General features: G+C 65.7%; 30 protein-coding genes and 2 tRNA genes. 12 read left to right on the plus strand and 20 right to left on the minus strand.

What is annotated here, in order from left to right; genetic code table 11:
• The first annotated feature begins 23 nt into the window (after positions 1-23).
• From KYX69_RS18645 to KYX69_RS18665, 5 genes are read left to right on the plus strand one after another with little or no spacing between them, the layout of a single operon-like run.
• Positions 24-338, plus strand: coding sequence for a hypothetical protein (locus KYX69_RS18645; protein WP_300500085.1), 315 nt, complete (start codon positions 24-26; stop codon positions 336-338).
• Positions 335-526, plus strand: a complete 192-nt coding sequence (locus KYX69_RS18650) for a hypothetical protein (protein ID WP_300500088.1) — start codon at positions 335-337, stop codon at positions 524-526. Before KYX69_RS18645 ends, KYX69_RS18650 begins: the two co-directional genes overlap by 4 nt.
• Positions 523-729, plus strand: a complete 207-nt coding sequence (locus KYX69_RS18655) for a hypothetical protein (RefSeq protein ID WP_300500091.1) — start codon at positions 523-525, stop codon at positions 727-729. Before KYX69_RS18650 ends, KYX69_RS18655 begins: the two co-directional genes overlap by 4 nt.
• A 21-nt stretch (positions 730-750) precedes the next feature.
• Positions 751-1,803: a ribonucleotide-diphosphate reductase subunit beta gene (locus tag KYX69_RS18660; RefSeq protein WP_300500093.1), complete on the plus strand. Its 1,053-nt coding sequence runs from the start codon at positions 751-753 to the stop codon at positions 1,801-1,803.
• The gene (locus KYX69_RS18665) at positions 1,800-2,543 is read left to right on the plus strand and encodes a DUF3800 domain-containing protein (protein WP_300500096.1); all 744 of its coding nucleotides are present in this window, start codon (positions 1,800-1,802) and stop codon (positions 2,541-2,543) included. Before KYX69_RS18660 ends, KYX69_RS18665 begins: the two co-directional genes overlap by 4 nt.
• Here the strand turns inward: KYX69_RS18665 and KYX69_RS18670 are convergent.
• Positions 2,540-2,860 (minus strand): type II toxin-antitoxin system RelE/ParE family toxin, encoded by a 321-nt coding sequence (locus KYX69_RS18670; protein ID WP_300500099.1) that lies wholly within the window; start codon positions 2,858-2,860, stop codon positions 2,540-2,542. The two genes, KYX69_RS18665 and KYX69_RS18670, sit on opposite strands and share 4 nt — an antisense overlap.
• A complete protein-coding gene (locus KYX69_RS18675) occupies positions 2,823-2,999 on the minus strand; it encodes a CopG family transcriptional regulator (protein ID WP_300500102.1) in 177 nt (58 codons plus the stop codon). Before KYX69_RS18675 ends, KYX69_RS18670 begins: the two co-directional genes overlap by 38 nt.
• Before the next feature lie 111 nt (positions 3,000-3,110).
• Here KYX69_RS18675 and KYX69_RS18680 point away from each other — a divergent pair, with 111 nt between their 5' ends.
• Complete coding sequence (locus tag KYX69_RS18680) at positions 3,111-3,428, plus strand: LysR family transcriptional regulator (RefSeq protein ID WP_300500104.1); 318 nt, start codon at positions 3,111-3,113, stop codon at positions 3,426-3,428.
• Between the two features lie 383 nt (positions 3,429-3,811).
• Positions 3,812-4,135, plus strand: coding sequence for a hypothetical protein (locus KYX69_RS18685; protein ID WP_300500107.1), 324 nt, complete (start codon positions 3,812-3,814; stop codon positions 4,133-4,135).
• Between the two features lie 6 nt (positions 4,136-4,141).
• Here the strand turns inward: KYX69_RS18685 and KYX69_RS18690 are convergent, their stop codons facing one another.
• From KYX69_RS18690 to KYX69_RS18705, 4 genes are read right to left on the minus strand one after another with little or no spacing between them, the layout of a single operon-like run.
• Positions 4,142-5,749, minus strand: a complete 1,608-nt coding sequence (locus KYX69_RS18690) for an NAD(P)/FAD-dependent oxidoreductase (protein ID WP_300500110.1) — start codon at positions 5,747-5,749, stop codon at positions 4,142-4,144.
• On the minus strand, positions 5,746-6,588 hold the full coding sequence (gene fghA / locus KYX69_RS18695) for an S-formylglutathione hydrolase (protein WP_300500113.1): 843 nt from the start codon (positions 6,586-6,588) through the stop codon (positions 5,746-5,748). Before fghA ends, KYX69_RS18690 begins: the two co-directional genes overlap by 4 nt.
• 6 nt (positions 6,589-6,594) lie before the next feature.
• Positions 6,595-6,984: a VOC family protein gene (locus tag KYX69_RS18700; RefSeq protein WP_300500116.1), complete on the minus strand. Its 390-nt coding sequence runs from the start codon at positions 6,982-6,984 to the stop codon at positions 6,595-6,597.
• Between the two features lie 24 nt (positions 6,985-7,008).
• Positions 7,009-8,121, minus strand: coding sequence for an S-(hydroxymethyl)glutathione dehydrogenase/class III alcohol dehydrogenase (locus KYX69_RS18705; protein ID WP_300500119.1), 1,113 nt, complete (start codon positions 8,119-8,121; stop codon positions 7,009-7,011).
• Between the two features lie 113 nt (positions 8,122-8,234).
• Here KYX69_RS18705 and KYX69_RS18710 point away from each other — a divergent pair, with 113 nt between their 5' ends.
• The gene (locus KYX69_RS18710) at positions 8,235-9,929 is read left to right on the plus strand and encodes an ABC transporter ATP-binding protein (protein WP_300500121.1); all 1,695 of its coding nucleotides are present in this window, start codon (positions 8,235-8,237) and stop codon (positions 9,927-9,929) included.
• A 136-nt stretch (positions 9,930-10,065) separates the two neighbouring features.
• Here the strand turns inward: KYX69_RS18710 and KYX69_RS18715 are convergent, their stop codons facing one another.
• The gene (locus tag KYX69_RS18715) at positions 10,066-10,689 is read right to left on the minus strand and encodes a DNA-3-methyladenine glycosylase 2 family protein (protein WP_300500124.1); all 624 of its coding nucleotides are present in this window, start codon (positions 10,687-10,689) and stop codon (positions 10,066-10,068) included.
• Positions 10,690-10,752: 63 nt separating this feature from the next.
• Between KYX69_RS18715 and KYX69_RS18720 the strand changes: the two genes are divergently transcribed.
• Entirely contained in the window at positions 10,753-11,070 is a 318-nt protein-coding gene (locus KYX69_RS18720; RefSeq protein WP_066682426.1) for a 2Fe-2S iron-sulfur cluster-binding protein, read from the plus strand.
• A 22-nt stretch (positions 11,071-11,092) separates the two neighbouring features.
• Here KYX69_RS18720 and KYX69_RS18725 read toward each other — a convergent pair whose 3' ends face one another.
• Positions 11,093-11,860: a hypothetical protein gene (locus KYX69_RS18725; RefSeq protein WP_300500127.1), complete on the minus strand. Its 768-nt coding sequence runs from the start codon at positions 11,858-11,860 to the stop codon at positions 11,093-11,095.
• Positions 11,861-11,893: 33 nt separating this feature from the next.
• Positions 11,894-12,652, minus strand: a complete 759-nt coding sequence (gene rlmB, locus KYX69_RS18730) for a 23S rRNA (guanosine(2251)-2'-O)-methyltransferase RlmB (protein ID WP_300500130.1) — start codon at positions 12,650-12,652, stop codon at positions 11,894-11,896.
• A gap of 94 nt (positions 12,653-12,746) precedes the next feature.
• Between rlmB and KYX69_RS18735 the strand changes: the two genes are divergently transcribed.
• A tRNA-Tyr gene (locus tag KYX69_RS18735) sits at positions 12,747-12,832 on the plus strand.
• 19 nt (positions 12,833-12,851) lie between these two features.
• Here KYX69_RS18735 and KYX69_RS18740 read toward each other — a convergent pair.
• From KYX69_RS18740 to lnt, 7 genes are all read right to left on the minus strand, one after another.
• Positions 12,852-13,076: a hypothetical protein gene (locus tag KYX69_RS18740; RefSeq protein WP_300500133.1), complete on the minus strand. Its 225-nt coding sequence runs from the start codon at positions 13,074-13,076 to the stop codon at positions 12,852-12,854.
• An 85-nt stretch (positions 13,077-13,161) separates the two neighbouring features.
• Positions 13,162-13,235, minus strand: a tRNA-Gly gene (locus tag KYX69_RS18745).
• Between the two features lie 95 nt (positions 13,236-13,330).
• Positions 13,331-14,011 (minus strand): tRNA (guanosine(46)-N(7))-methyltransferase TrmB, encoded by a 681-nt coding sequence (locus tag KYX69_RS18750; RefSeq protein WP_300500135.1) that lies wholly within the window; start codon positions 14,009-14,011, stop codon positions 13,331-13,333.
• Between the two features lie 68 nt (positions 14,012-14,079).
• On the minus strand, positions 14,080-14,832 hold the full coding sequence (locus KYX69_RS18755; protein WP_300500137.1) for an EAL domain-containing protein: 753 nt from the start codon (positions 14,830-14,832) through the stop codon (positions 14,080-14,082).
• A gap of 87 nt (positions 14,833-14,919) precedes the next feature.
• Positions 14,920-16,305 carry an RNB domain-containing ribonuclease gene (locus KYX69_RS18760; RefSeq protein WP_300500139.1) on the minus strand — a complete coding sequence of 462 codons (1,386 nt, stop codon included), beginning with the start codon at positions 16,303-16,305 and terminating at the stop codon, positions 14,920-14,922.
• 85 nt (positions 16,306-16,390) lie between these two features.
• Positions 16,391-17,602, minus strand: a complete 1,212-nt coding sequence (gene metK / locus KYX69_RS18765; RefSeq protein WP_300500141.1) for a methionine adenosyltransferase — start codon at positions 17,600-17,602, stop codon at positions 16,391-16,393.
• A gap of 85 nt (positions 17,603-17,687) precedes the next feature.
• Positions 17,688-19,250, minus strand: coding sequence for an apolipoprotein N-acyltransferase (gene lnt, locus KYX69_RS18770; RefSeq protein WP_300500143.1), 1,563 nt, complete (start codon positions 19,248-19,250; stop codon positions 17,688-17,690).
• 79 nt (positions 19,251-19,329) lie between these two features.
• On the opposite strand from lnt, the gene KYX69_RS18775 reads away from it, so the two are divergent.
• Both KYX69_RS18775 and KYX69_RS18780 read left to right on the plus strand, forming a co-directional pair.
• Entirely contained in the window at positions 19,330-19,632 is a 303-nt protein-coding gene (locus KYX69_RS18775; protein ID WP_300500144.1) for a polyhydroxyalkanoic acid system family protein, read from the plus strand.
• A gap of 47 nt (positions 19,633-19,679) precedes the next feature.
• On the plus strand, positions 19,680-19,928 hold the full coding sequence (locus tag KYX69_RS18780; protein WP_300500146.1) for a hypothetical protein: 249 nt from the start codon (positions 19,680-19,682) through the stop codon (positions 19,926-19,928).
• Here KYX69_RS18780 and KYX69_RS18785 read toward each other — a convergent pair.
• Genes KYX69_RS18785 through KYX69_RS18800 form a run of 4 tightly spaced genes read right to left on the minus strand, consistent with a single transcriptional unit; the run spans position 19,922 to position 23,687 of the window.
• The gene (locus tag KYX69_RS18785; RefSeq protein WP_300500148.1) at positions 19,922-21,259 is read right to left on the minus strand and encodes a sorbosone dehydrogenase family protein; all 1,338 of its coding nucleotides are present in this window, start codon (positions 21,257-21,259) and stop codon (positions 19,922-19,924) included. The genes KYX69_RS18780 and KYX69_RS18785 overlap by 7 nt on opposite strands.
• A 4-nt stretch (positions 21,260-21,263) precedes the next feature.
• Positions 21,264-22,172 (minus strand): hemolysin family protein, encoded by a 909-nt coding sequence (locus tag KYX69_RS18790; RefSeq protein WP_300500150.1) that lies wholly within the window; start codon positions 22,170-22,172, stop codon positions 21,264-21,266.
• A gap of 8 nt (positions 22,173-22,180) precedes the next feature.
• On the minus strand, positions 22,181-22,690 hold the full coding sequence (ybeY, locus tag KYX69_RS18795; RefSeq protein ID WP_300500152.1) for an rRNA maturation RNase YbeY: 510 nt from the start codon (positions 22,688-22,690) through the stop codon (positions 22,181-22,183).
• Positions 22,683-23,687, minus strand: coding sequence for a PhoH family protein (locus KYX69_RS18800; RefSeq protein ID WP_300500154.1), 1,005 nt, complete (start codon positions 23,685-23,687; stop codon positions 22,683-22,685). Before KYX69_RS18800 ends, ybeY begins: the two co-directional genes overlap by 8 nt.
• Between the last annotated feature and the right edge of the window lie 384 nt (positions 23,688-24,071).

A 24,071-nucleotide genomic window follows, 5' to 3' on the forward strand; every position in this document is an offset into this window, starting at 1 on the left:
GGAGCGCGACAAAGGAGAGTCCCATGACCCGTTCCTTCCGTCTCCTCCCCCTGCTGGGCCTCACACTTCTTGCTGCGTGCGCGCAGCAGGTCGGCACGGCGGTTGAGCCCGGCGCGCCCGGCTTCCTGCTCGGGCTGTGGCACGGCTTCATCTTCCCGGTCGCCTGGGTGCTCTCGCTCTTCGTCCCCGACGTCGCGGTCTATGCCGTGCCCAACAATGGCGGCTGGTATGATTTCGGCTATTTCCTCGGCATCTGCGTGTTCGGCGTCGGTGCGCATCGGGGCAAGAAGGTCGTGATCAAGGAGCGCGTGGTGGTGAAGGACCGCGACGCCCTGTGAACCGCGCGCTCGCCATTCAGGCCGGCATCGGCATCGCGTCGGGCGTGGCGGGCCTCACCCTGCTGCGCCGCCGCGCCGCCTCGCCCGAAGGCACCTACGCCCTGCGCATCGCCGGCACGATGCTGGTCGCGCTCTGCCTGTTCCTCACCGGCTTCGCGCTGGTGGCCAGCATGGTGGTGGGGGCATGACTAGGGGACTTGCGACCGGCTGGGCGTTGTTCTGGCTGAGCTTCCTGCTCGTGCTGTTTCCGCATCTCGCTGCGCGCATTGATGACCGCAATCTCGTGCGCTGGATCGCGGTTCCCGTTCTCATCGTGTCGGCCGTCGGGCTGGCCGATCATTATTTCGGCCTCGGCCTGTCGACCCTTCCCCCGCCGTCCACGGCGGGTTGAATCCAGTTTAGGAGTAACCCCATGCCTCTTCTCGAAGCCCGCAAGACCTACAAGCCGTTCGAATATCCCTGGGCCTATGAGTTCTGGAAGCGTCAGCAGCAGATCCACTGGCTGCCCGAAGAGGTGCCGCTGGGAGAGGATTGCCGCGACTGGGCGCAAAAGCTCACCGATCACGAACGCAATCTGCTCACGCAGATATTCCGCTTCTTCACCCAGGCGGATGTCGAGGTGCAGGATTGCTACCACGAAAAATACGGCCGCGTGTTCAAGCCGACCGAGATCAAGATGATGCTCGCCGCGTTCAGCAACATGGAAACGGTGCACATCGCGGCCTACAGCCACCTGCTCGACACGATCGGCATGCCCGAAAGCGAGTACGGCATGTTCCTCGAATATGCCGAGATGAAGGACAAGCACGACTACCTTCAGCAGTTCGGCGTCGATAATGACGAGGATATCGCCAAGACCCTCGCCATGTTCGGCGGGTTCACCGAGGGGCTTCAGCTGTTCGCGTCGTTCGCGATGCTGATGAACTTCCCGCGCTTCAACAAGATGAAGGGCATGGGCCAGATCGTCAGCTGGTCGGTGCGCGACGAATCGCTGCATTGCGAAGGCATCACCCGCCTGTTCCACGCCTTCACCAAGGAACGCGACTGCCTGACCAAGGCGGTGAAGGACGACATCATGGACGTGTGCCAGACCACCGTGCGGCTGGAGGACGCGTTCATCGACCTGGCGTTCGAACAGGGCCCGGTCCCCGGCATGACGCCCAAGGAGATCAAGAAGTATATCCGCTACATCGCCGACTGGCGCCTGAACCAGCTGGGCCTGAAGCCGATCTACATGATCGACGAACACCCCCTGCCGTGGCTCACGCCGCTGCTGAACGGCGTCGAACACGCCAACTTCTTCGAAACCCGCGCGACCGAATATTCGAAGGGCGCGACGCGCGGCAACTGGAACGAAGTGTGGGATTCGTTCGACAAGCGCCAGAAGGCGAAGGCCGTGCCGGCAGCGAACGAGGATGCCGCTGAGGGCGGGTTGTTCGATGGGGCTGGGGTCGCGGCGGAGTGAGGTTTATTTACTTCGACGAGGTAAAATATCAGCCTCCAAGACAGCCTAAGCACTGGATCGGCGCGCTGTCTGTATTGGACAGCGCGATTCCCGAAATCGAGGCTCAGATCAATGAAATTGCGCTAGGCTTCTTCGGGTCAAGAGAGCTAACGCACGCTACTGAGTTTCATGCGGTTGATATGGTGCAAGGCGCAGCCCACTTTAAGGGGCGGGCGATAGCAGATCGTCTTGAAGCGCTTGAGAAGCTGCTTTCGATCGCAAATGATGATCGGGTTAGGCGAATCAGCGTGTGCGTGGTGCCCGAATTGATGGTCGCTAGCGCAGAGAGTGCGCCGGACAAGGCGTTTACCTTTTTTGTCGAGAGATCTCAGATTGACCTTTCTAAGACTAAAGAAGATGGAATTCTAATTGGTGACCTAGATGGGCAATATGCCGATCAAAGTGTGAGCAATTTATCTGAATATCGCGAAAAGGGTACGCCATACTTCTTTGGAAGATCAATCGACCGGATTATCGATAGCGTGTATTTTATCCCGTCTCATCACAGTCGAATGGTTCAACTCGCTGACGCTTACACGTACGCACTACAATTGCTGGATAGCCCGCCAGAGGGAGATAAATATCCCAAAAAGCGTATTCGAGAATTCTTGAAAAGTAAGACTAATCTTGGCTGGGCAAACTCTTACAAAATCTGGCCGTCCAATGAAAGTTGGGCCTTGGGCAACTCAGTGGCAGCTTAGCGACCCTTTTCCTCATCCCGCGCCCCATGCCTGATCCGCAGGATAACCACCCGGTCGCCCTCGACCCGATACCGCAGCACATACGGCCAGACCGTCGTCATCTCGCGCCGCCCGTCGCCGACGTCGCGACCGCGCTCGGAAAACTCGGCCAGACTGTCCGCCACCGCGATCAGCCGCTCGCCCAATCGGACAGCAGCCGCAGGATTGAATGCAGAGATATAGGCGATGATCGCCTCAAGATGCGCAACCGCTTCGTCCGTCCAGACGATGCGCCGCAATTCAGTCGCCGATGTTCGGTCGCGGAAGCGGGCGCTCACTCCCCCACGAGGCGACCCAGCGCTTGACGGCCTCATGGCTCACGACCCGCCCCGCCGCCGCATCGGCATCCGCGCGCGCGTCGGCGGCCGCCTCAGCCGTCGGGTCGCTGGAATCGAACAGGGCGCGTTCGGAGCTCATGCGGCGTAAGCTACCGCATCCACGTTCGGTAGCCAAGACTCGCTGAAACCCCTTTCCTACACGAACCAAATAGGTCAACTGAATCGACTCCAACCAACCGGAGTAGATCCTATGCCCGACCAACCCAACCCCGCCGCGCGGCCAGCGCGCAGTCACTGGACTCCCGCCAAGCAACGCGCCTTCCTCACCGCGCTCGTCGAAACCGGCAGCGTCGCCTGCGCGGCGCGTGCCGCCGGCATGTCGCGCTCCAGTGCCCATGCGTTGCGCGCCCGCCTGACCGGCACGCCGTTCGACCACCATTGGAGCCACGCGCTCAAGCTCCACGCCGCGCGGCTCGCCGATCCGTTCGCGCCCGATCCGCTGGCGCCGCGTAAGGCACCCGGCGACTCGCCCCGTCGCGCGCCCATCGCTTCGGCGTCGCGTCCATGACGCAACCCGGTCGCCTCGCCGCCAGTACCCGTCGCGCACCATTCGCCCCGGTGTCGCGTGCCTATCGCGCCCCTGTCGCGTCACAGGTGTCCGCCGGTCGCTTCGCGGTCGCTTCCCCGGCGATTCGCCCCGCAACACGCCCCGGATTGTCCGTTTCGTCGGACAGGTCGTCCGCCACCCGTCCGCAACGGCGCGGCCAGATGCGACGAGCCGCATGGTTAATCTGCCGATCCGCAAAACCCCCGACTTGTCGGCCGACCCACTTCACGCATAGTCTTGTGCATGTCCGGAGGGGTGAATCCGGCGTTCCACACTCTTTGGAGCCTTCAGGTCATGGCCTGCGCCGTATCTTCACCCCCCGCCGTTGCGGGGCTGCGTTTCTGATGTCGGGCATTCGTCCGTCGCTATCGCTCCCCAGTTCCAATGATGCCTGTGCCGCGATCGGCGACGTGTTCCTCGTCGGCGGGATCGTCGGCCCGGCGCATGAACTGACGCTGGAAGAAGTCCGCGCCGAACGTCCGCGGACGACGTTTGCCGCGTGGCGCATGCCCTATTCGATGTATCTGCGCGGTCCCGCCGGCACGGCGCTGCCCCAGGGGCTCTACTGGCTGTCGCACCACAGCTTCGGCCGCATGTGCCTGTTCCTGGTCCCGCGCAGCCGCGAACCGGTGACCGGCGCGGTGCGGTATGAGGCGGTGTTCGACTGAGGGAGCTTACTTCCGCAGCAACCTTCCGAACACGCTGCGGTCCTTCAGGATTTCCCGCGCCGCATTATGCCCCGGGGCACCGGTCACCCCGCCGCCGGGATGGGTGCCCGCGCCGCACAGATACAGGCCGCTGATCGGGCTGCGGTAATCGCCATGCCCCAGCACCGGCCGCGCCGCCCAGAGCTGGTCGAGCGACATGCGGCCGTGAAAAATGTCGCCATCGACCAGCCCGAACTTGCGGTCGAGGTCGGTGGGGGAGTGGATCTGGGTAGCGATGATCGAGTCGCGGAAATTGGGGGCGTGCTGCGTGACCGTGTCGATAATGTCGTCCGCCGCCGCCTCCCGCTCATCGTCCCAGCTACGGCCATTGGGCAAAATGGGAGCGAAATGCTGGCAGAACAGGCTGGCGACATGGCAGCCCGGCGGGGCGAGGGTGGAGTCGACGGTGGAGGGAATCGTCATCTCCACCACTGGCGCGTTGGACCAGCCATAGCGGACCGCGTCGTCATGGGCCTTGTCCATATAGTCCATGGTCGGCGCGATGATGATGCCGCTGCGGTGATGTTCTTCGTCCTTGCCGGGAAGGACAGTGAAATCGGGAAGTTCGGACAGGGCGACGTTCATCCGGAAACTGCCCGATCCGGTCTTGAAGCCATTGATCCGCCGCCGGAAATCCTGCGGCAAATCGGAAGGATCGACCAGGTGCCGGAACAGCAGGGCAGGGCCGACATTGGCGACCACCGTCTTCGCCGCAATCTTCTCGCCGCTGCTCAGCTTGACGCCGACCGCGCGACCCTTGTCGGCCAGTACCCGGTCGACCGGAGCCTCCAGCCGGATCACCGCCCCGGCCTGGGTCGCCGCCTCGGCCATCATCCGGGTGATGCTCCCCATTCCTCCGACCGGATGGCCCCACGCCCCCTTCTTGCCGTTCACCTCGCCGAAAACGTGGTGCAGCAGGACATAGGCCGACCCCGGAGCCGACGGACCGGCATAGTTGCCGACCACTGCATCGAACGCGAACGCCGCCTTGACGTGATCATTCTCGAACCACTGATCGAGAAATTCGCGAGCAGACTGGACGAACAGGGCGAGGGCATCCCGCTGCCCCTCGATCGACAGCGAAGCAACCGCCCGGCCCTGCGCCGCAGCAGCCAGCAGTGCAGCGATCCCACCCCCGGCATTGGGCGGTGTCTTCAGCGCCATGCTCCGCAACAGATCCGCCACCCGCTCCAGCGCTGCCTCATAGCCGTTCAGCGCTGCCGCATCCTTGGCAGAAAAGCGCGCAAACTCGGCCCGGGTCCGCTCCGCCCCGCCGCCTAGCTTCAGATAGTCGCCATCCAGCGGAAAGAAGTTCGACACCGGCCGCTCGATCACCCGATAGCCGCGCTCGACCAGCTTCATGTCAGCGATGACCTTGGGCTGGAGCAGGCTGACGGTGTAGCTGGCGGCGGAATTGCGGAAGCCGGGATGAAACTCCTCGGTCACCGCCGCCCCGCCGACCACGTCCCGCCGCTCGACCACACAGACCTTCAGGCCGGCGCGGGCAAGGTAGAAAGCGCAGGTCAGCCCATTGTGCCCCGCCCCGATGACGACCGCGTCGAAGCGCTGCGTCACCGCTTCAGCCGCTCGGCATGCCAGGCGACATGGTCGGCCATGAAGCTGGAGATGAAGTAATAGCTATGGTCGTACCCCGGCTGCATCCGCAGCGTGAGGTCGATCCCGGCGTCACGACATGCCGCCGCCAGCAGTTCGGGCTTGAGCTGCTCGGTCAGGAACGCATCGCCCTCGCCCTGATCGACCAGCAATTCGGGCAGTCGCGCTCCATCCGCGATCAGCGCCACTGCATCATGCAACCGCCACGCCGCCCGATCCTGACCCAGATAGCCGCCCAGCGCCTTCTCACCCCACGGGCATTGCGACGGCGCGACGATCGGCGCGAACGCGCTGACCGAGCGGAAGCGATCCGGATTGCGCAGCCCGATGGTGAGGGCGCCATGCCCGCCCATCGAATGGCCGGTGATCCCCTGCCGCGTCAGGTCCGCCATCGGAAACTCGCGCAGGATCAGTCCGGGCAGCTCATCCTCGATGTACGACCGCATCCGGTAATGCCCGGCCCAAGGTTCCTGCGTCGCATCGACATAGAAACCCGCGCCCTTGCCGAAATCATAGGCGTCGTCATCCGGCACATCATCGCCGCGCGGCGAGGTGTCCGGGGCAATGAAGATCACGCCATGTTCGGCACAGGCCGCGCGATACTCACCTTTCTCGGTGACATTGGCATGGGTGCAGGTGAGGCCGGAGAGATACCACAGCACCGGCAGCTTCGCCCCCTCCGCATGGTCGGGGATGAAGACCGAAAAGGTCATCGGCGTGCCGGTCGCGGTGGACTGGTGGCGATAGACGCCCTGCACCCCGCCATGCGCGCGATTGGTCGAGACCGTCTCCATCCCCATGCGCCGTTAGCCTTCCTTGGGCACGCGATACATCGCGCAGACCTTGTTCCCCGCCGGATCGCGCAGATAGGCGAGGTAGAGCGCGCCGAACGCATTTTCCCGAATGCCAGGCGGGTCTTCGATCGCGGTGCCGCCATGGGCAAGGCCGGCGGCGTGCCACGCGTCGACCATCTCCGGGCTGGTCGCGGCAAAGCCGACCGTGCCGCCATTGGCGTGACAGGCGGGCTGACCGTCCAGCGGCTTGCTCAGCATGAAGATGCCGCCATTGTGCATGTAGAAGGCGCGGCCCTTGGGATCGACGCTCCCGGCGCGGGCACCCAATGCGCCCAGCGTCGCATCGTAGAATGCCTTGGACGCATCGACGTCATTGGCGCCGAGCATGATGTGGCTGAACATGGCTTCCTCTCCCCTGTTATGATTTCAGAACACGACGACGCTGCGGATGCTCTCGCCCGCATGCATCAGGTCGAACCCCTTGTTGATGTCTTCCAGCCCCATGACATGGGTGATCATCGGGTCGATCTCGATCTTGCCGGTCATGTACATGTCGACGATCTTCGGCACGTCGGTGCGGCCCTTCGCCCCGCCGAACGCGGTGCCGCGCCAGTTGCGGCCGGTGACCAGCTGGAACGGGCGGGTGGCGATTTCCTTGCCGGCCTCGGCCACGCCGATGATGATGCTGGTGCCCCAGCCGCGATGGCATGCCTCCAGCGCGATGCGCATGACCTCAGTGTTTCCGGTGGCGTCGAAGGTATAGTCCGCGCCGCCATCGGTCATCGCGACGATCCGCGCCACCACATCCTCGCGGCTCATGCCCTTCGAATTGAGGAAGTCGGTCATGCCGAAGCGGCGGCCCCATTCCTCGCGGTCCGGGTTGATGTCGACGCCGATGATCTGCTTCGCCCCGGCCAGCCGTGCGCCCTGGATCACGTTGAGCCCGATCCCGCCAAGGCCGAACACGACAACAGTGTCGCCGACCTGCACCTTGGCGGTGTTGATGACCGCGCCGACCCCGGTGGTGACGCCGCAGCCGATGTAACAGCTGGTCTGGAACGGCGCGTCCTCGCGGATCTTGGCGACCGCAATCTCGGGCAGCACGGTAAAGTTCGAGAAGGTCGAGCAGCCCATGTAATGAAAGATCGGCTGCCCCTTGTAGCTGAAGCGCGTGGTGCCATCGGGCATCAGCCCCTTGCCCTGGGTCGCGCGGATCGCGGTGCACAAATTGGTTTTGCCGCTGAGGCACGACTTACACTGGCGGCATTCCGGCGTGTAGAGCGGGATGACGTGATCGCCCGGCGTCACGCTGGTCACGCCCGCACCGACTTCGCGCACGATCCCAGCGCCCTCATGCCCCAGCACGCTCGGGAAGATTCCCTCGCTGTCGAACCCGTCAAGCGTATAGGCGTCGGTGTGGCAGATGCCGGTCGCCATGATCTCGACCAGCACCTCGCCCGCTTTCGGCCCCTCCAGATCCAACTCGACGATCTCGAGCGGCTTCTTGGCTTCGAATGCGACGGCGGCACGGGTCTTCATGGGTCTGCATCTCCGGTTGGCGTGCCCCCTATTGGCGCAGTGTAGCGCCGGTTTCCAGTCCGCGCCGTGCAAAGTCGGTTGCCCTTTGCGCAAAGCGCGGCACAAGCACCGGCATGAGCGTTTCCGCACCGCCCACCGCAGCCTCCGCCGGACGGCAGGCGATCGCCTTTGCTGCCAGCCTGGTCCGTCAGGCGGGACGCAGCGGAGCGGTCGCCGTCTTCTGGGTCGCGGCAGGCGCGGTGCTGGAGGGGTTGGGCCTCGCGCTGCTGGTTCCGCTGATCGGGCTGATTCTTGCGCCGGGCAATGCGCTGGCTTGGCTTCCCGGCTGGTTGGGCAGCGATCCGAACGCACGGCTCGCCGGGCTGGTCGCGGTGTTCGTGGCGGTGATGGTGGTGCGCGCACTGGTGCTGCGCCAGCGCGACATGAAGCTGTTCGACGTCCAGACGGCCTATACCCTCGATCTGCGCGGCAAGGTGGTCAATACGCTGGCGTCGGCGCCGTGGGAGCGGCTGGCGGGGGTTGAACATGCGCGGATCACCAGCCTGCTGACCAGCGATATCGGGCGGATCGGCGTCGCGGCGCACTATATCTCGATGTCGCTGGTGGCGGTCGCGATGCTGTTCATCCAGCTGGTCGTGGCGCTGGCGCTGGCGCCGCTGTTCGCGATTGCGGCGCTCGGCGGGCTCGGCTTGCTCGCCCTGCTGATCAATCGCCGCAGCGGCGACAGCGCCGCGCTGGGCGCGCGTACGGTTGACAAGAACCGCGCGCTGATGGGCAGCTCGACCTCGTTCCTCAGCGGGCTGAAGGCTTCGGCGGCGCAAGATGCCAGCCTCGGATTCGCTTCCGAATTCGACTCGGCACAGCGCGCAGCGGCCGGGGAGCAGCGCGGCTTCATGGTCGCGCAGTCCACCGCCCGGACTTGGTTCGGCATCGGCACCGCCTTTGCCGCGGCTGGCGTGCTGACCGGCGGCGTGCTGCTACAGGTTCCGCCAACCACCCTGGTGGTGCTCGCGCTGATCTTCTCGCGCATGGCCCCGCTCGTGATGCAGTTGCAGCAATCGGCGCAGCAGCTGCTGCATCTGGGCGCAAGCTATGGTGCGGTGCAGGCGGCACTGACCGAACTGGGCAGCGCGCATGACGCGCGCGCCGGCGCGGTGGCGCTGCCGCCGGGGCCGATTGTGCTCGATTCGGTCAGCTACCGCCATCCATCGGGCGCGGGGCTGGCCGATGTGTCGCTGGAGATCGCGCAGGGCGAACTGGTCGGCATCGCTGGACCCTCAGGCGGCGGCAAGACCACGCTGATCGACCTAATCTCTGGCCTGCTCGTCCCGCAATCCGGTGCGGTAACGGTCGGCGGCGTCGCGCTTCCCCCCGGCGGTTGGGGCACGGCGATCGGCTATGTGCCGCAGGACGCATTCCTGTTTCACGACAGCGTCCGCCGCAATCTCGACTGGGGCGACACCGCGATCGACGACGCGATGCTGATGGAGGCGTTGACCATCGCCGGCGCGGCCGAGCGGGTCGCCGCCATGCCGCGTGGCATCGACACGATCATCGGTGAGCGCGGCGCGCTTCTGTCCGGCGGCGAGCGCCAGCGGCTGGCGATTGCGCGCGCAATCCTGCGCCGTCCGCGCCTGCTGGTCCTCGACGAAGCGACCGCCGCGCTCGATCCTGCGAGCGAGGCGGCGGTGCTCGACCGGCTCGCCGCACTGGAGCCGCGCCCGACGATCCTGATCGTCGCGCACCGCATGGAAACCCTGTCCCGCTGCCCCCGCGCCCTGCAGGTCGAGGGCGGAAAGCTGGTCTAGCGTTGGTTTCAGCCAAGCTGAAACGGCTGCGGCACCGGCCCGCTCCCCCACCCGGCCACCCAACGCCAGTGTATTCTATGGGTGGCCGGGTGGGGGAGCGGGCCGGTGCCGCCATTCAGCGCAGCTGAATCCAACGCTAAATCGCCGACATATCCGCCTTGTAATGGTGCCACGCCAGGATCGCGGCGGCCCCGCGATGCGGGCGCCAGGCTTCGGCGATCTCGCGGGTCTGCTTTTCCGACGGGCGCTCGTCATGGCCCATGATCCGGCCAATCTCGATCTGCACGGCCAGGTCGCCCGCGGGCCAGATGTCGCGCCGCCCCTCGGCGAACAGCAGGTAGATTTCCGCCGACCAGCGCCCAATCCCCTTGACCCGCACCAGTTGCGCAATCGCGTCCTCGTCATCGGCGGGCAGGGCGGTCAGGTCGAGCCGACCGCTCGATACTTCCTCGGCAAGACTACGCGCATAGCTTGCTTTCTGGCGTGACAGGCCAGCGGCGCGGAGCGCGTCGTCGGGTGCTGCCGCGACGATATCGGGTTTGGTCAGGTCGCCGACCCCGGCCTCCAGCTTGGTCCAGATCGACGCCGCCGCCGCGACGCTCACCTGCTGGCCAACGATCGTCCGCAGCAGCGTTTCATACCCCGGCTCGCGAATGCGCGGCTCGGGATAGCCGACGCGGGCCACCGCCGCTGCCATCAGCGGCTCGCGCGCCGCAATTGCATCGAGCGATTCGCGCAGCTGTTCGGCGGTCAGGCCCATATTTCGAATCCTTGAAAGCCGCGCCGATCCCCGGCATGGGCGCAAAACACGGAGGAGAACATCATGCCCAAGCTTATCGTCGTCACGCGCGCAGGAGAAGAACGCGAAGTGGAGGGCGAAGTGGGCCTGAGCGTCATGGAAGTGATCCGGGACAACGGGTTCGACGAACTGCTCGCCTTGTGCGGCGGCTGCTGCTCGTGCGCGACCTGCCACATCCATGTCGACCCGGAATTTGCGGCCAAACTTCCGCCGATGAGCGAGGACGAGAATGACCTGCTCGACAGCTCATCCGACCGCACTGACACCTCACGCCTGTCGTGCCAGATCCAGTTCACGTCCGCGCTGGACGGGCTGAAGGTGACGATCGCGGCCGAGGATTGAGGGGGAGGGCGCCGCGGCCGGGTTAGGGCTTCGGCGCGACCTTCACCACTGCCATCGGTGCGTCCTTGCTCAGCGGGGTCGCCTTCCAGGTGATGGTGCGGCGATTACCCTCGGTCTTCGCGCCATCCTCGTTGTTCTGGCTGACCAGTTCCCCATCGGTGATGAGGGTGAAAGTGCCGTCGAGCTTGGCGTTGGCCGAGTCCGACTTGCCCTTCCCCGCCGAATCGCTGTCGCCAAAGGCGGGTGCCTTGACCCGCACCACGTCCGCCCCCCGCAGTTCGACGACGACAAAGGGGAAGATCACCTCGGCATCGACGTTGAACGGCCACAGAAAGCCATGGGTCAGCGAGCCGCTGATCTGATAGTCGATCACGAACACGCCGTCGCCCTTGTAGACGACCGAGCGATAGCCCGCTTCCTTGGTCAGCGCCTCGGCGATGGCCTTGAACTTGGCTTCCTTCTTGGCTGCCTCTTCAGCATCGTCCTTGGCACCGTCGCCGTCTGCGGCGCTGCCCTCTTCCTGCGAGGACGCGTCGCGCAGCCAGGCGGTGGTTGTCTTCTTTTTTTTGTCGTCCTCGTCGTCGCCCAGCCCCTTGAACGCGTCGCCCATGCCCTTGGCCATCTCGCTCGCGAGATCGACCGCGATCACCTCTCCCTGATAGCTGTAGGTGAAGCTGCGATCGGCTAGAATGGTGAGGGTGGAGGTGAACTTGCCCGGACTGAACGCGCATCCGACCAGCAACACCGGGGCCAGAATCGCCAGCGCAATTCCCTTGAACCGGTCGAACATGGCCTTACTCCCCCGTTTGCGCGCCCGTCCGGGTCAGCGCGAGATGGCTGCGTATAGCGCGATGGCTGCCGCGTTGGATACGTTCAGGCTCTCGACCCTCGGCGAAATCGGCAGGCGGGCGAGTTCATCGCAATGCGCCGCGGTATTGTGGCGCATGCCTTCGCCCTCGGCACCGAGCACCAGCGCCGGGCGCGTGTCGCCCATCACTTCGGCCAGCGTTCCCTTGGCCTCGCCCGCCAGCCCGATGCGCCAGAAACCCGCCTCGCCGATCTCGTCGAGCGCGCGGGCGAGGTTGACCACCCGCACCCACGGCACCAGCTCCAGCGCACCTGACGCCGCGCGCGCCAGCGAGCCCGATTCGGGGGGGGCATGGCGATCCTGCGTCACGATGCCGAGCGCGTCGAACGCCGCGGCCGAGCGCAGGATCGCGCCGACATTGTGCGGATCGGTGACATGGTCGAGCACCAGCAGCGGGCGGCGATCGTTCGCACCCTGCTCCAGCAAATCGCCGAGCCAGATTTCCTCCAGCGGATCGACTTCGATGACGATGCCCTGATGCGGTGCATCCGACGGCACCATGCGCGCGAGGTCGGCGACATCGGCATAGGTGATCGGCAACACCGGGGGCAGTTCCAGCGCCGCCAGCGCCTCGCGCGTCCCCCAGATCTTGCGCACGCGCCGCTCGGGATTGGCCAGCGCCGCCGTCACGGCGTGGCGGCCCCAGAACCGGGGGCGGTTGTTGCTGCCGGTATTGCCCGATGGGCGATGTCCGCGTCGAAGACCCTTGCTCATCGGAAAACGCTAGGCGGCACAATTCGGCTGCGCAAGGCGTTGACAGCGCCGCGTCGCTTCGGCATTGGCCCGCACTCGCTTTGGCGTGCCGCATGGAAGGGTGGCCGAGTGGTTAAAGGCAGCAGACTGTAAATCTGCCCGCGTGAGCGTACACTGGTTCGAATCCAGTCCCTTCCACCACCTCCCCGCGATCAGGCGATCAGACCTGGTCGTCGCCGGGCTGGTGGGTCAGGCGCCGGACCTGCGGCCGCAGCATCAGCCAGTCCCACACGCGTTGCCGCGCCAGGCGGCGCACGCGCCGCTTGTCCCGCCGGATGCGCCGCTCACGAGCGCGCCATGCCAGAATGACGAGCACGGTGGCAAAGGCCGCCACCAGCGCCAGCCATCGTCCATAGGACGCGATCAAGTCGCCAAAATTCGCCATGTCTCAGATCCCCCCGAATCGCCATCGCGGGTATCGCGCTGCGCCGTCAGCGTAAATCCGCACATTTACCGAATCATGTAAGGGCTGGAGCGGGTAGCGGGAATCGAACCCGCGTATTCAGCTTGGAAGGCTGCTGCACTACCATTGTGCTATACCCGCCCGCTCTGGCCGCATGGCCGCCATCGAAGGCCCCCGGACGAGCCGGGTGAGCGCGCGCAGTGCCACGACTGGACGCCGCCGGTCAAGCGGGGCGGTTACACGCGCAGGTAGCGGAAGTACCACACCTCATGCCCCTGCCGCCGCGCCTTGCGCTCATAGCGCGTTTCCGGCCAGTCGGTGGGGCGGGTCAGGAAATCCTTGGCTTCCTTTGCCTGCCACGCAAAATCGCGGCGCTGGTTCATCACCATCATCGACCAGCGGCAATAGGTGGGATCGTCGGTGCCCAGCCGGAACTCTGCGCCGGGCTTGAGCTTGGCCGCGATCAGGTCGAGCGGGCCGTGATTGACCATGCGGCGCTTGGCATGGCGCGCCTTTCGCCACGGATCGGGGTGAAGCAGATAGACCCGGTCGAGGCTTGCATCGGGCAGCCGCTCGATCACGTCGAGCGCATCACCCATGTGCAGCCGGACATTGGTGAGGCCGTCGTCGCGGATATGGCCCAGCGCGCCGACCACGCCGTTCAGGAACGGCTCGCACCCGATGAAGCCGCGATCGGGGCGCATCGCCGCCTGACCGGCCAGATGCTCGCCCGCGCCAAAGCCGATCTCGACTTCCAGCGGGCGGTCATCGCCGAACAGGCGCATCGCGTCGATTGGACCGTCGGCGGGGACCGCGACGCGCGGCAATCCTTCATCGACCAGCGCTTGCTGACCGGCGCGCAGCTTGTGTCCTTTGGCGCGGCCATAGAGGCGGCGGATCGTGCTCGGATCGTTCATCGCCAGCCCCTTGGCGCAGCCGATCCGGCGGGGCAAGGTTCAGCGTCGCCGAAGCAGCAACCCCCGGCTCAGGAGGCAGGGCGCAGTTTCGGCTGTTCGAGCACGCCGATCTGCGGCCGCGCGATATAATAGCCCTGGAAGTAGCGCACGCCGAGCGCGAGCAGTTTTTCATAGTCGGCGCGGGTCTCGACGCCTTCCGCGATCAGTCGCACTGCGCGCAACCGCGCCATTTCGATCATCTTTTCGACCAGCAGCCGGCGCGACCAGCTGGTCGACAGGCCGCGGATCAGGACGGGGTCGAGCTTGATCGCGTCGGGCGTGAACCGCGACAGCAGCGCCAGGCCGACATCGCCCGATCCGAAATCGTCGAACGCGGTCTGCATGTGCATCTTGCGGTGCGCCTCGATCGTTTCGGCCATGCGGCAGCCGTCGAGCCGGTCATGCTCGGCAAATTCGAACATCAGCCGTTCGGGCGGCAGGCCGGTTTCCTTCGCGACGCGCATCGTGCGCTCGCTATCGGCAAAGGGGTCGGTGATCACATCGGGAAAGAAGTTGATCGAAAGCAGCGCGGGAACCTTCAGAATGCCCGCCTTGACCGCCTGTTTGATCGCGGCGACACGGCATTGCTGGTCGAACGCATAGCGGTCCTCGGGCTTGATCGCATCGATCACCGCGCGTGCGGTTTCACCATTGGGCCCGCGCACCAGCGCCTCATAGGCATAGACCTCGCCCAACCGCGCATCCCAGACGGGCTGGAACGCCATGGTCAGGTTGAAATCGGGCTCGGCCAAGTCCGGGGAAAGGATCGTTTCGGTCTGCATCAGCGTCTCCACCCGATCTTTTTAGAACGGGCGGGCGGAGGATGGTTAACTGGACTAGGGATTTTTGCGTAGCGCGCGGCGGTTTGCCTAGGAGGCCAGTGCAAATGCGCTGCTGCGGCGCGAGACGTCGGTGCCGGTGAGCCGGACGGTGACGCGGTCGCCCGGGGTCAGGCCGGCGGGGGCGAGCCGGGCGGTGACCGGGAGATCGCAGAGCTGGATGTCCGCGCCGCGCGCTTCGACCCCGGTTACCACGGCGTCGAAAACCTCGCCCTCGCGTCCGGACAGCAAAGCCGCTTCCGCCATTCCGATCACGGCGCGGTCGATCTGCCCGGCACGGCTGTCTGAGCGCGCCATGGCCTTGGGCAGGCGTGGGAACGCTTGCGCAACATGCGTCGGCACCGCCTGACCGTTGGCGACGGCCAGCGCCGCCTCGACCACATAGCGGTCGGCCAGACGCCGCAGCGGCGCGGTGGCATGGACATAGGGTGCGGCAACGGCGGCATGCCATGGCGTTTCGCCCGGAGCAAAGGCACGAAAGCTGGCGCCATTGCCCGCGCGGCGAATCGCCAGCATTAGCGTCGCCTGGCGCGGGTCCGCCGGGTCGAGGGTGCGTTCGATCTGGGTGAGCGTCGCGCTGCCCGGCCAATCGACTCCAAGCGCCCGCGCGGTCAGCCGCAGCCGCGCGACAGCGCGATCATCGGGTTCGTCCATCACCCGGAACAGGCCGGTGCCATGCGCTATCAGCAATTGCGCTACCGCCATGTTGCAGGCGAGCGAGAGTGCGGCGTTGCGATCCTCGCTGGCGTGGCGGGTGCGGAAGGTCAGCGTCAGGCGGCCATCGGCGTCATGTGCCACTTCCTGCTCCGGCGGATCGATCCGCGCCGCTCCGCGCGCCGCCTCCGCCCGGATCAGACGGTCGGTCAAATCGCCAAAGCCTGCAGGCAGGTCGGCGTCGGTCACGCTGGCATAGCCGAGCTTGGCGCGGCTGTGGATCACTGCGCGGGTAACCGCGTCGAGCGCAACCGCGCCGTCCGCATCGACCCGCACGCTGAACACGACGGCCGGGCGCGGTCCGTCGGGCAGCAGGCTGGCAGCGCCCTGTGACAGGACCGGCGGGTAGAGGCTGGCCTTGCCGTCGGGCAGATACAGCGTTTGGCCCCGCCGCCACGCTTCGTCGGCGATCGGGCCATCGGGATCGACGAACCAGCCGATATCGGCGATGGCATAATGCAGGATGAACCCGCCCTCTGAGGCGTCGATCGCGAATGCCTGATCGAGATCGGTCGATCCAGCGGGGTCGAGCGTGACGAAAGGACGGTCGGTCCAGTCGGCATGATCGCTCGGCAGGCGGCCTGCCGCGCGTTCCGCTTCAGCCTGCACAGCCGGTGGAAAGCCGTCCGGCACCTGAAACGCGGTCCGGATCGTCGCCAGCTCGCGGGTGAGGATGCTGGCGGGATCGGCGAGAGTCTTCATCGCCGCACGCTAGCCCCGCGCGGCACAAACAAAAAGGGCGGCGATCCGCAGACCGCCGCCCCTTCATGCCGTTGTGGGCGTTGGATCAGGCCAAAGCGGCCTTGAGATCCTCGACCAGGTCGGTGCGCTCCCACGGGAAGAAGTCGCCGTCGGGCTTGCGACCGAAGTGACCATAGGCCGCAGTCGGGCCGTAGATCGGCTTGTTGAGCTTCAGATGCGTGCGGATGCCGCGCGGGGTGAGGCCGCCCAGCTTCTCGATGCTCTGAATCGCCTGCTCGATCTTGTCGTCGCCGACGGTGCCGGTGCCATGCGTGTCGACATAGAGCGACAGCGGCTTGCTCACGCCGATCGCGTAAGCGAGCTGGATCGTGCAGCGCTGGGCGAGGCCGGCTGCGACGATGTTCTTGGCGAGGTAGCGGGTGATGTACGCCGCCGAACGATCGACCTTGGTCGGATCCTTGCCGCTGAACGCGCCGCCGCCGTGCGGAGCCGCGCCGCCATAGGTGTCGACGATGATCTTGCGCCCGGTCAGGCCGGCGTCGCCGTCCGGGCCGCCGATTTCGAAGCTGCCGGTCGGGTTGATGTGATATTCGGTCGCGTCGCTGAGCAGCTCGGCGGGGATCACGTCCGCCACGACCTTCTTCACATAGGCCTTGAGCTCGGCTTCCTTCTCGCCCTGGTCATAGCCCTTGGCGTGCTGGGTCGAGACGACGATCGCGGTGCACGCGACGGCCTTGCTGCCTTCGTAGCGCAACGTGACCTGGCTCTTCGCGTCCGGCTCCAGGAACGGGGCCGCGCCCGAATGGCGGTCGGCGGCCATCCGCTCAAGGATCTTGTGGCTATAGTCGAGCGTCGCCGGCATCAAATCCGGGGTGTCGTTCGCGGCATAGCCGAACATGATCCCCTGATCGCCCGCGCCCTCGTCCTTGTTGCCGCTGGCGTCCACGCCCTGCGCGATGTGCGCCGACTGCGGGTGCAGATTGTTCTCGAAGCGCAGCGTCTCCCAGTGGAAGCCGTCCTGCTCGTACCCGATGCGCTTGACGGTATCGCGGACGGCCTTTTCGACCTCGTCCTTGACGCCCGGCGCCCAGTTGCCGGCTTCGTCCATGATGCCCTTGCCGCGGATTTCACCGGCGAGCACGACCAGCTGGGTGGTGGTCAGCGTTTCGCACGCGATGCGCGCTTCGGGGTCCTTGGACAGGAACAGGTCGACGATCGCGTCGGAAATCTGGTCCGAAACCTTGTCCGGATGGCCTTCGGAAACCGATTCGGACGTGAAGAGATAGCTGGAACGCATGGTTTTCCTCAAAAAAAGGCCGGGCCGTTGCCATGCCCGGCTGGGGGTAAGGAGAGATATAAAGCTTTCCTTATATCGCGCCGCCCTAGCGGGCGAAGCGGCGGAAGGCAATGGCGATGGCGAGCAACAATGCCGCCACGAGTGCCGCCGCCAGGTTCCCGATCCGCGCGAACAGGGTCGGGGGCAGGGTTTCGGGCATCGGCGCTTCGATCGCCTTGGCTTCGCCCATGCCGGCTGCGGCAACGATCCGGCCACGCGCATCGATGATCGCGGAGATGCCCGTCGGCGTAGCGCGCAAGATCGGCAGCCCTTCCTCGATCGCGCGCATCCGCGCTTGTGCCAGATGCTGGGGCGGGCCCCAGGCGCCGAACCAGGCATCGTTAGACGGGTTGAACAGGATCGCGGGACGCTTGGCGGGGTCAACCGTCTGCCCAGAGAAGATGATCTCGTAGCAGATCTGCATGCCGATCTCGCCAAAGCCGGGCACGGTCATCGTCTTTGGCCCGGGGCCAGGCTCAAAGTCGATCTCGCCCGCCACCAGCCGCGACAGGCCGATCGGTTCGAGGATCGGGCGCATCGGCAGATACTCGCCATAGGGGACCAGATGCGCCTTGTCGTAGCGGCCGAGGATCGCGCCGCTGGCGTCGATCGCGAACACAGAATTGGTCGCGGCGTCGAGCTTGTCGTCGCCTTTGAACAACAGGCCGTTGCCGCCGACCAGGGCGATGTCTTTCGGCCCGAGGGTCTGGGCGATCATCGCGCGGACGGTGCGTGGATCATTCTTGGCATACCAGGCGGCGGGATAGCCCTCCTCGATCCAGTAATCGACGGTCCCTTCGGGCCAGACGATCAGGCGCGGGACCGGGCCGCCGGGCAGGATGGTGGCGGTGTCGTTGGACAGGCGGATCAGCTCGCTCAGCGCCTTTTGCGCATAGGTTCCGTCGAGCACGGTTTCCTGCCCGACATTAGGCTGGAGCACCCGGACGATCGGGCGGGCTGTTTCGATCGCTGAGGGCGTTTGGCGGATGTCGATGCCGGTGAGCGCCAGCAAAGCCACCGCAACCGCGACCCCGGCGGGGAAGCGCCAGTGTCGCTGGCTGGCGAGCAGCAGCGCGCCGGCGACTACGATCGTGAGGCCCGACAGCGCATAGGTGCCGATCCAGCTCGCCGTCTGCGCTACGCCTGGCACTGGCAGCCAGATCACTCCGAGCGGGTTCCACGGATAGCCGGTAAACAGCACCGCGCGCAGATATTCGGCGACGATCCATGCAGCGCCAGCAACCAGTACGAAGGGCAGATCGAGCTTGCGTCCCTGCCCGAATCGCCATGCCAGCCCCATCGCCAGCGCCGGATAGACGGCGAGATAGAGCGAGAGCAGGACCACCGCGACATAGCCGAGTTCGGGCGGCATCTTGTCCTGATAGGTGAAGGCGTGCTGGATCCAGTTGTTGCCGACGGTGAAATGGCCAAGCCCGAACAGCCAGCCGCGCAACAGCGCCTGCTTCAGACTCGGTGCCTCGTGGGTCAGGCGCAGCAGGATCGCGAAACACACCAGCCCCGCGACCCACCAGTCGAGCGGGGCAAAGGCGGTGGCGGAGACGGCGCCGGTCAGCAGCGCGATCAGGCGGGGACGGGGCAGGGCGAACATTGCCCGCAGCTATCGCGCCTGACCGTGACAGATACAAGCGCGGTGCGTATTATGTAGCCATTACACCAGAGGAACCATCATGCCTGAACCCGTCATCGTCGATATCCCCCACAAGCTTGGCCGTGACGCGGCGCGGGCGCGGATTGCGGGCGGGGTGGGCAAGATAGGGTCGATGTTCCCCGGCGGCGGCACGGTGGACGAGCGCTGGGAGGGCGACACGCTGCACTTCACCGTTTCCGCACTCGGACAGACCGTCGCCAGCCGGCTGGAAATCCATGACGCGCACGTTCATGCCGAGGTGGATCTGCCACCGATGCTGGCACTGTTTGCGGGCAAGATCCGCGAGAAGCTGATGCAGGAAGCGCCCAAGCTATTGAAATAGGGAACCGCGCTTGGCCCTCGTGCTTTTTTGCGGCGAGGAGACACGCGATGAACCGATCGCCCCGCCCCTGGCTTATGATTGCTGTCGCGCTGCTCGCCACCGGCGGGCTGGGCAGTTGCGCCGGTACCGTTGCGGCGCATTACACCGTCACCGGCATGCTTCCGCTGGCGCCATCCGGCGGCGTCCCGGATTATCAGGCCGAACTCCGCGCGAGCGAGGCGGTGGCGGATACCGACACCGGCTGGGGCGAGCAGGCCGGCTATGCCGACCTGTCCTACGCCGCCGCCGATTACTGAGCCGGAGCGCTCACCCGCCAGATCGTGTTGCCGACATCGTCCGCGACCAGCAGCGCACCGGTGCGATCCGCCGTCACGCCGACCGGACGTCCTTGCGCCTTGCCGTTGGCGTCGAGGAAGCCGGTGAGGACATCGACTGGCTTGGCGTCGGGGACAGGCAGGCCGCGCGCGCCGAACGGGACGAACACGACCTTGTAGCCCGAGGCGGGGACGCGGTTCCACGACCCGTGCAGGCCGACGAACGCGCCCTTGGCGAAGCCGCTGCCGAGCTTCACATCGGTGGCAAAGGTGAGGCCGAGCGGGGCGGTGTGCGGCCCCATCGAGTAGCTTGGTCGTGCAGTATATTCGCGCAGGTCCGGGCGCTCAGGCTGGACGCGCTCATCGACATAGCCGCCCCAGTAATTCCACGGCCAGCCGAAGAATTGGCCGATCGTCACTTGCGTCAGATAATCGGGCGGGCCGTCCGAGCCGAGCATGTCGCGCTCATTGACCACGGTCCATAGCCGGCCTGTTTCCGGGTGTAGTGCGAGGCCGATCGGATTGCGTAGCCCTGCGGCAAAGATGCGGAAGCGCTTCGCCTGCGGATCGACCTCGAGGATCGTCGCGCGGTTCTTTTCGACGTCCAGCCCCTTCTCGGCGATGTTCGACGCCGATCCGACGCTGACCAGCAGTTTGCCCTCTGGCCCGGCGATCACGTCGCGGGTCCAGTGGTTGCCGCCGCCGGGCAGGTCGACGACCTTCTCGCCCTTGCCGGTGATCTTGGTCTCGCCCGGCTTGAACGGGAAGCGGATCAGCGCATTGTGGTTGGCGACATAGAGCGTCTCCCCGACCAGCACCATGCCGAACGGCGAATCGAGGCCATTGTCGGCGGTCAGCAGCACCGAGCGCGCCTCCGCCACGCCATCGCCATCGCCATCGCGCAGCAAGGTAATACGGTTGGCCGAAGGAACGCCGGCACCGGCGCGGTTCATCAGCTTCTTCATCACCCAGTTGGTGATGCCCCCCTCCTCACGCGGCGGGGAGTTGCTCTCGGCGACCAGCACGTCGCCATTGGGCAGGCGATAGAGCCAGCGCGGGTGATCGAGCCCGGTGGCAAAGGCGTTGACCGCCAGCCCCTTGGCCGCGACCGGCTTCGCGCCTGCGGGCCAGCCGACCGCATCGGCGATTTTGACCGTCGGGATGGTCTGTTCGCGCGGCGCGACCAGCTTGGGGCGCACGCCGCTGGTGTCGCTCAGGCTGTACTGCGCGACATCGGGACGCGACAGATACCAATAGGTGCCTCCGCCGATGGCGACGATTGCAGCGGTGGCGATCAGAAGTTTGCGGCGCACTGGTTCAGTCCTCGATTTCGGCTAATTCTTCGGGCGGGTGCAGGCGCAGGCGGCGGACGCGGGTGGTGTCGGCTTCCAGCACTTCGAGCGTCCAGCCGCTCGGATGTTTCAGGCATTCGCCCGCTTCGGGCACATGGCCGGCGAGGATGAAGGCGAGGCCGCCGAGCGTTTCGATATCCTCCTCGACCTCACCCAGCCGCGGGTCGATCGCGGCGGCGACATCCTCCAGTTCGGCGCGGGCGTCGGCGTCCCAGCCGCCATTGTCGAGCGGAACCCACAAGGCTTCGGGCGCGTCATCATGCTCGTCGTCGATCTCGCCGACGATTTCCTCGACCAGATCCTCGATCGTGATCAGCCCCTCGGTCCCCGAATATTCGTCGAGCACGATGGCGAGGTGGGTGCGGCTGGCCTGCATCTGGGCGAGCAGGTCGAGCGTACCCATCGATTGCGGGACATAGAGCGGCTGGCGCATCAGATCGGTGATCTTGGCCGGCGGACCGGCCCCGGCGGCGAGGACGGCGAACACGTCCTTGACGTGAATCATGCCGATGACGCGGTCGAGTTTCTCGCGATAGACCGGCAGGCGGCTATGCCCCGCCTCGGCAAAGATCTGGACCAGTTCGGCAAAGCTGGTCGCTTCGTCGACCGCGATGATGTCGGCGCGCGGCACGCCGACATCGCCCGCATCACGCTCGCCAAAATGCAGGAGGTTGCGGAGCATCTTGCGCTCCAGCGGCGAGAGGTCGCCCTTGGTGGGCTTGCCGTCGCCATCGGCCTCATCGATCGCATCCTCGATGCGCTCACGCAGGGTTTCGTTCTGCTCTTCGCCGAAGAGCAGCGCGCGAAGGCCGCGCCATATTCCGCCTTCGCTACTACTGTCGCCGTTCCCGTTGCTACTGGGGCCGTCCGTCATGTTGGCGTTCATTCCTCGCGTATCAGATAGGGGTCAGGGATCCCCAGAGTTGCGAGCGCGGCGCGCTCCATCGACTCCATCGCCTCGGCTTCGGAATCCCCCTGATGGTCGTAACCTAGCAAATGCAGCACCCCGTGGACAATCAGGTGCGTGGCATGCTGCTCGACCGTGAAGCCCTTTTCCTCGGCCTCGCGCGCGCAGACGCCATGCGCCAGGATGATGTCGCCCAGGATCACCTCGCCATCGTCGCTGTTCTGCGTCAGCGATTCGATCAAATCGGGCTCGATCATCGGGAAGGACAGGACGTTGGTCGGCTTGTCCTTTTGCCGGTATTGCGCGTTGAGCTGATGCACCTCGGCATCGTCGGTCAGGCGCACCGCAACCTCGATCGCCGCGTCGCTGGTGGCGAGATAGCCATAAGGCGTCTGCGCAACCGCAGCGGCGGCGGCCTTCGCGCCGATCGCGTCCCAGTCATGGTCGGGCCAGCCGGGTTCGGTCTGGACGGCAACGTCAAGCATGCTCGTTCTCATACGCATCGACGATGCGGCCGACGATCGGGTGGCGAACGACGTCGCCAATGCCGAAGCGGACGAACGCCATGCCCTCGATCCCCTCCAGCTTGTTGACTGCGTCGTTGAGGCCGCTCGCGCCCGGGCCGCCGGGCAGATCGGTCTGTTTGGGGTCGCCGCACACCACCATGCGGCTGTTCTGGCCGAAGCGGGTGAGGAACATCTTCATCTGCATCGGCGTGGTATTCTGCGCCTCATCGAGGATCACGAAGGCGTCGGCGAGGGTGCGGCCGCGCATGAAGGCGATCGGAGCGATCTCGATCTCGCCGCTGGCGATGCGCCGCTCGACCTGCTCGGCCGGGAGGCAATCGTAGAGGGCGTCGTAGAGCGGGCGCAGATAGGGGTCGACCTTGTCCTTCATGTCGCCGGGCAGGAAGCCAAGCCGCTCGCCCGCCTCGACCGCCGGGCGCGAGAGGATCAGGCGCTTGACCGATCCGGTGATGAGCTGCGCCACCGCTTGCGCCACCGCGAGATAGGTCTTGCCGGTCCCCGCCGGGCCGAGCGCGAAGATGATGTCGTTGGAGATCAGCGCGCGCATGTACGTCGTCTGGGTCAGCGAGCGCGGGACGATCGTCTTGTTGCGCGTGCGGATCATGATCGGCGGCGCCGCGCCCTCGTCATTCTCGGCGCGGACGATGCCGGTGAGCATCGGTTCGGTCGCCATCGCGATCACTGCGTCGATCAGGCCGGTGTCGATCGCTTCGCCCCGGATTACCCGGCTGTGCAATTCGATCAACACTTCGCGGGCATGGGCCACGGCTTCGGTGCTGCCTTCGATCACCACGCGCTGGCCGCGCGCATGGATATAGACGCCGAGCCGCTCCTCGAGCGCGAGGATGTTGCTGTCATATTCGCCGAACAGTTGCGGGAGCAGTTGTGGGCGGTCGAAATTGACCTCCACGCGGGCGCGCTGACCTTGCTGGGCGGGGACGGGCTTGCGGCTCATGCGGTCCTTTCTCGGCCTGAAACGTCATGGAAATCCGCGCGCGATCCGGTGAGAGCGCGGCGCGGAAGTTCACACAAGCTTGACACTATCGCGGGCGACAGCGGGCCATGGGTGGCCGAACCGGTGTGCAGCGCGGAGGTTCCGTTTCGCATGTCGTGCAGCAAGGATGGCAGAGCCGGGCCGTGTAGGACAGCGGAAATCGAGCCCCGATGCCGATTTGGCAGCGGGAGTGACGCAGCCGGGCAACAGTGGTGGTTCAGTCATCGTGTAATTTGTGGCTGCTTCCTCGGGCCGGCTGAGCGGCGCACACTTCTGGTTCTCGAAGCCTGAAGGAAGGAAGCAGCCATGAAGCACTATGCCGGATTAGACCTGTCGATGGAAACG

Origin of the sequence: Sphingomonas sp. (assembly GCF_030145815.1) — a bacterium.
Lineage (GTDB): Bacteria > Pseudomonadota > Alphaproteobacteria > Sphingomonadales > Sphingomonadaceae > Sphingomonas.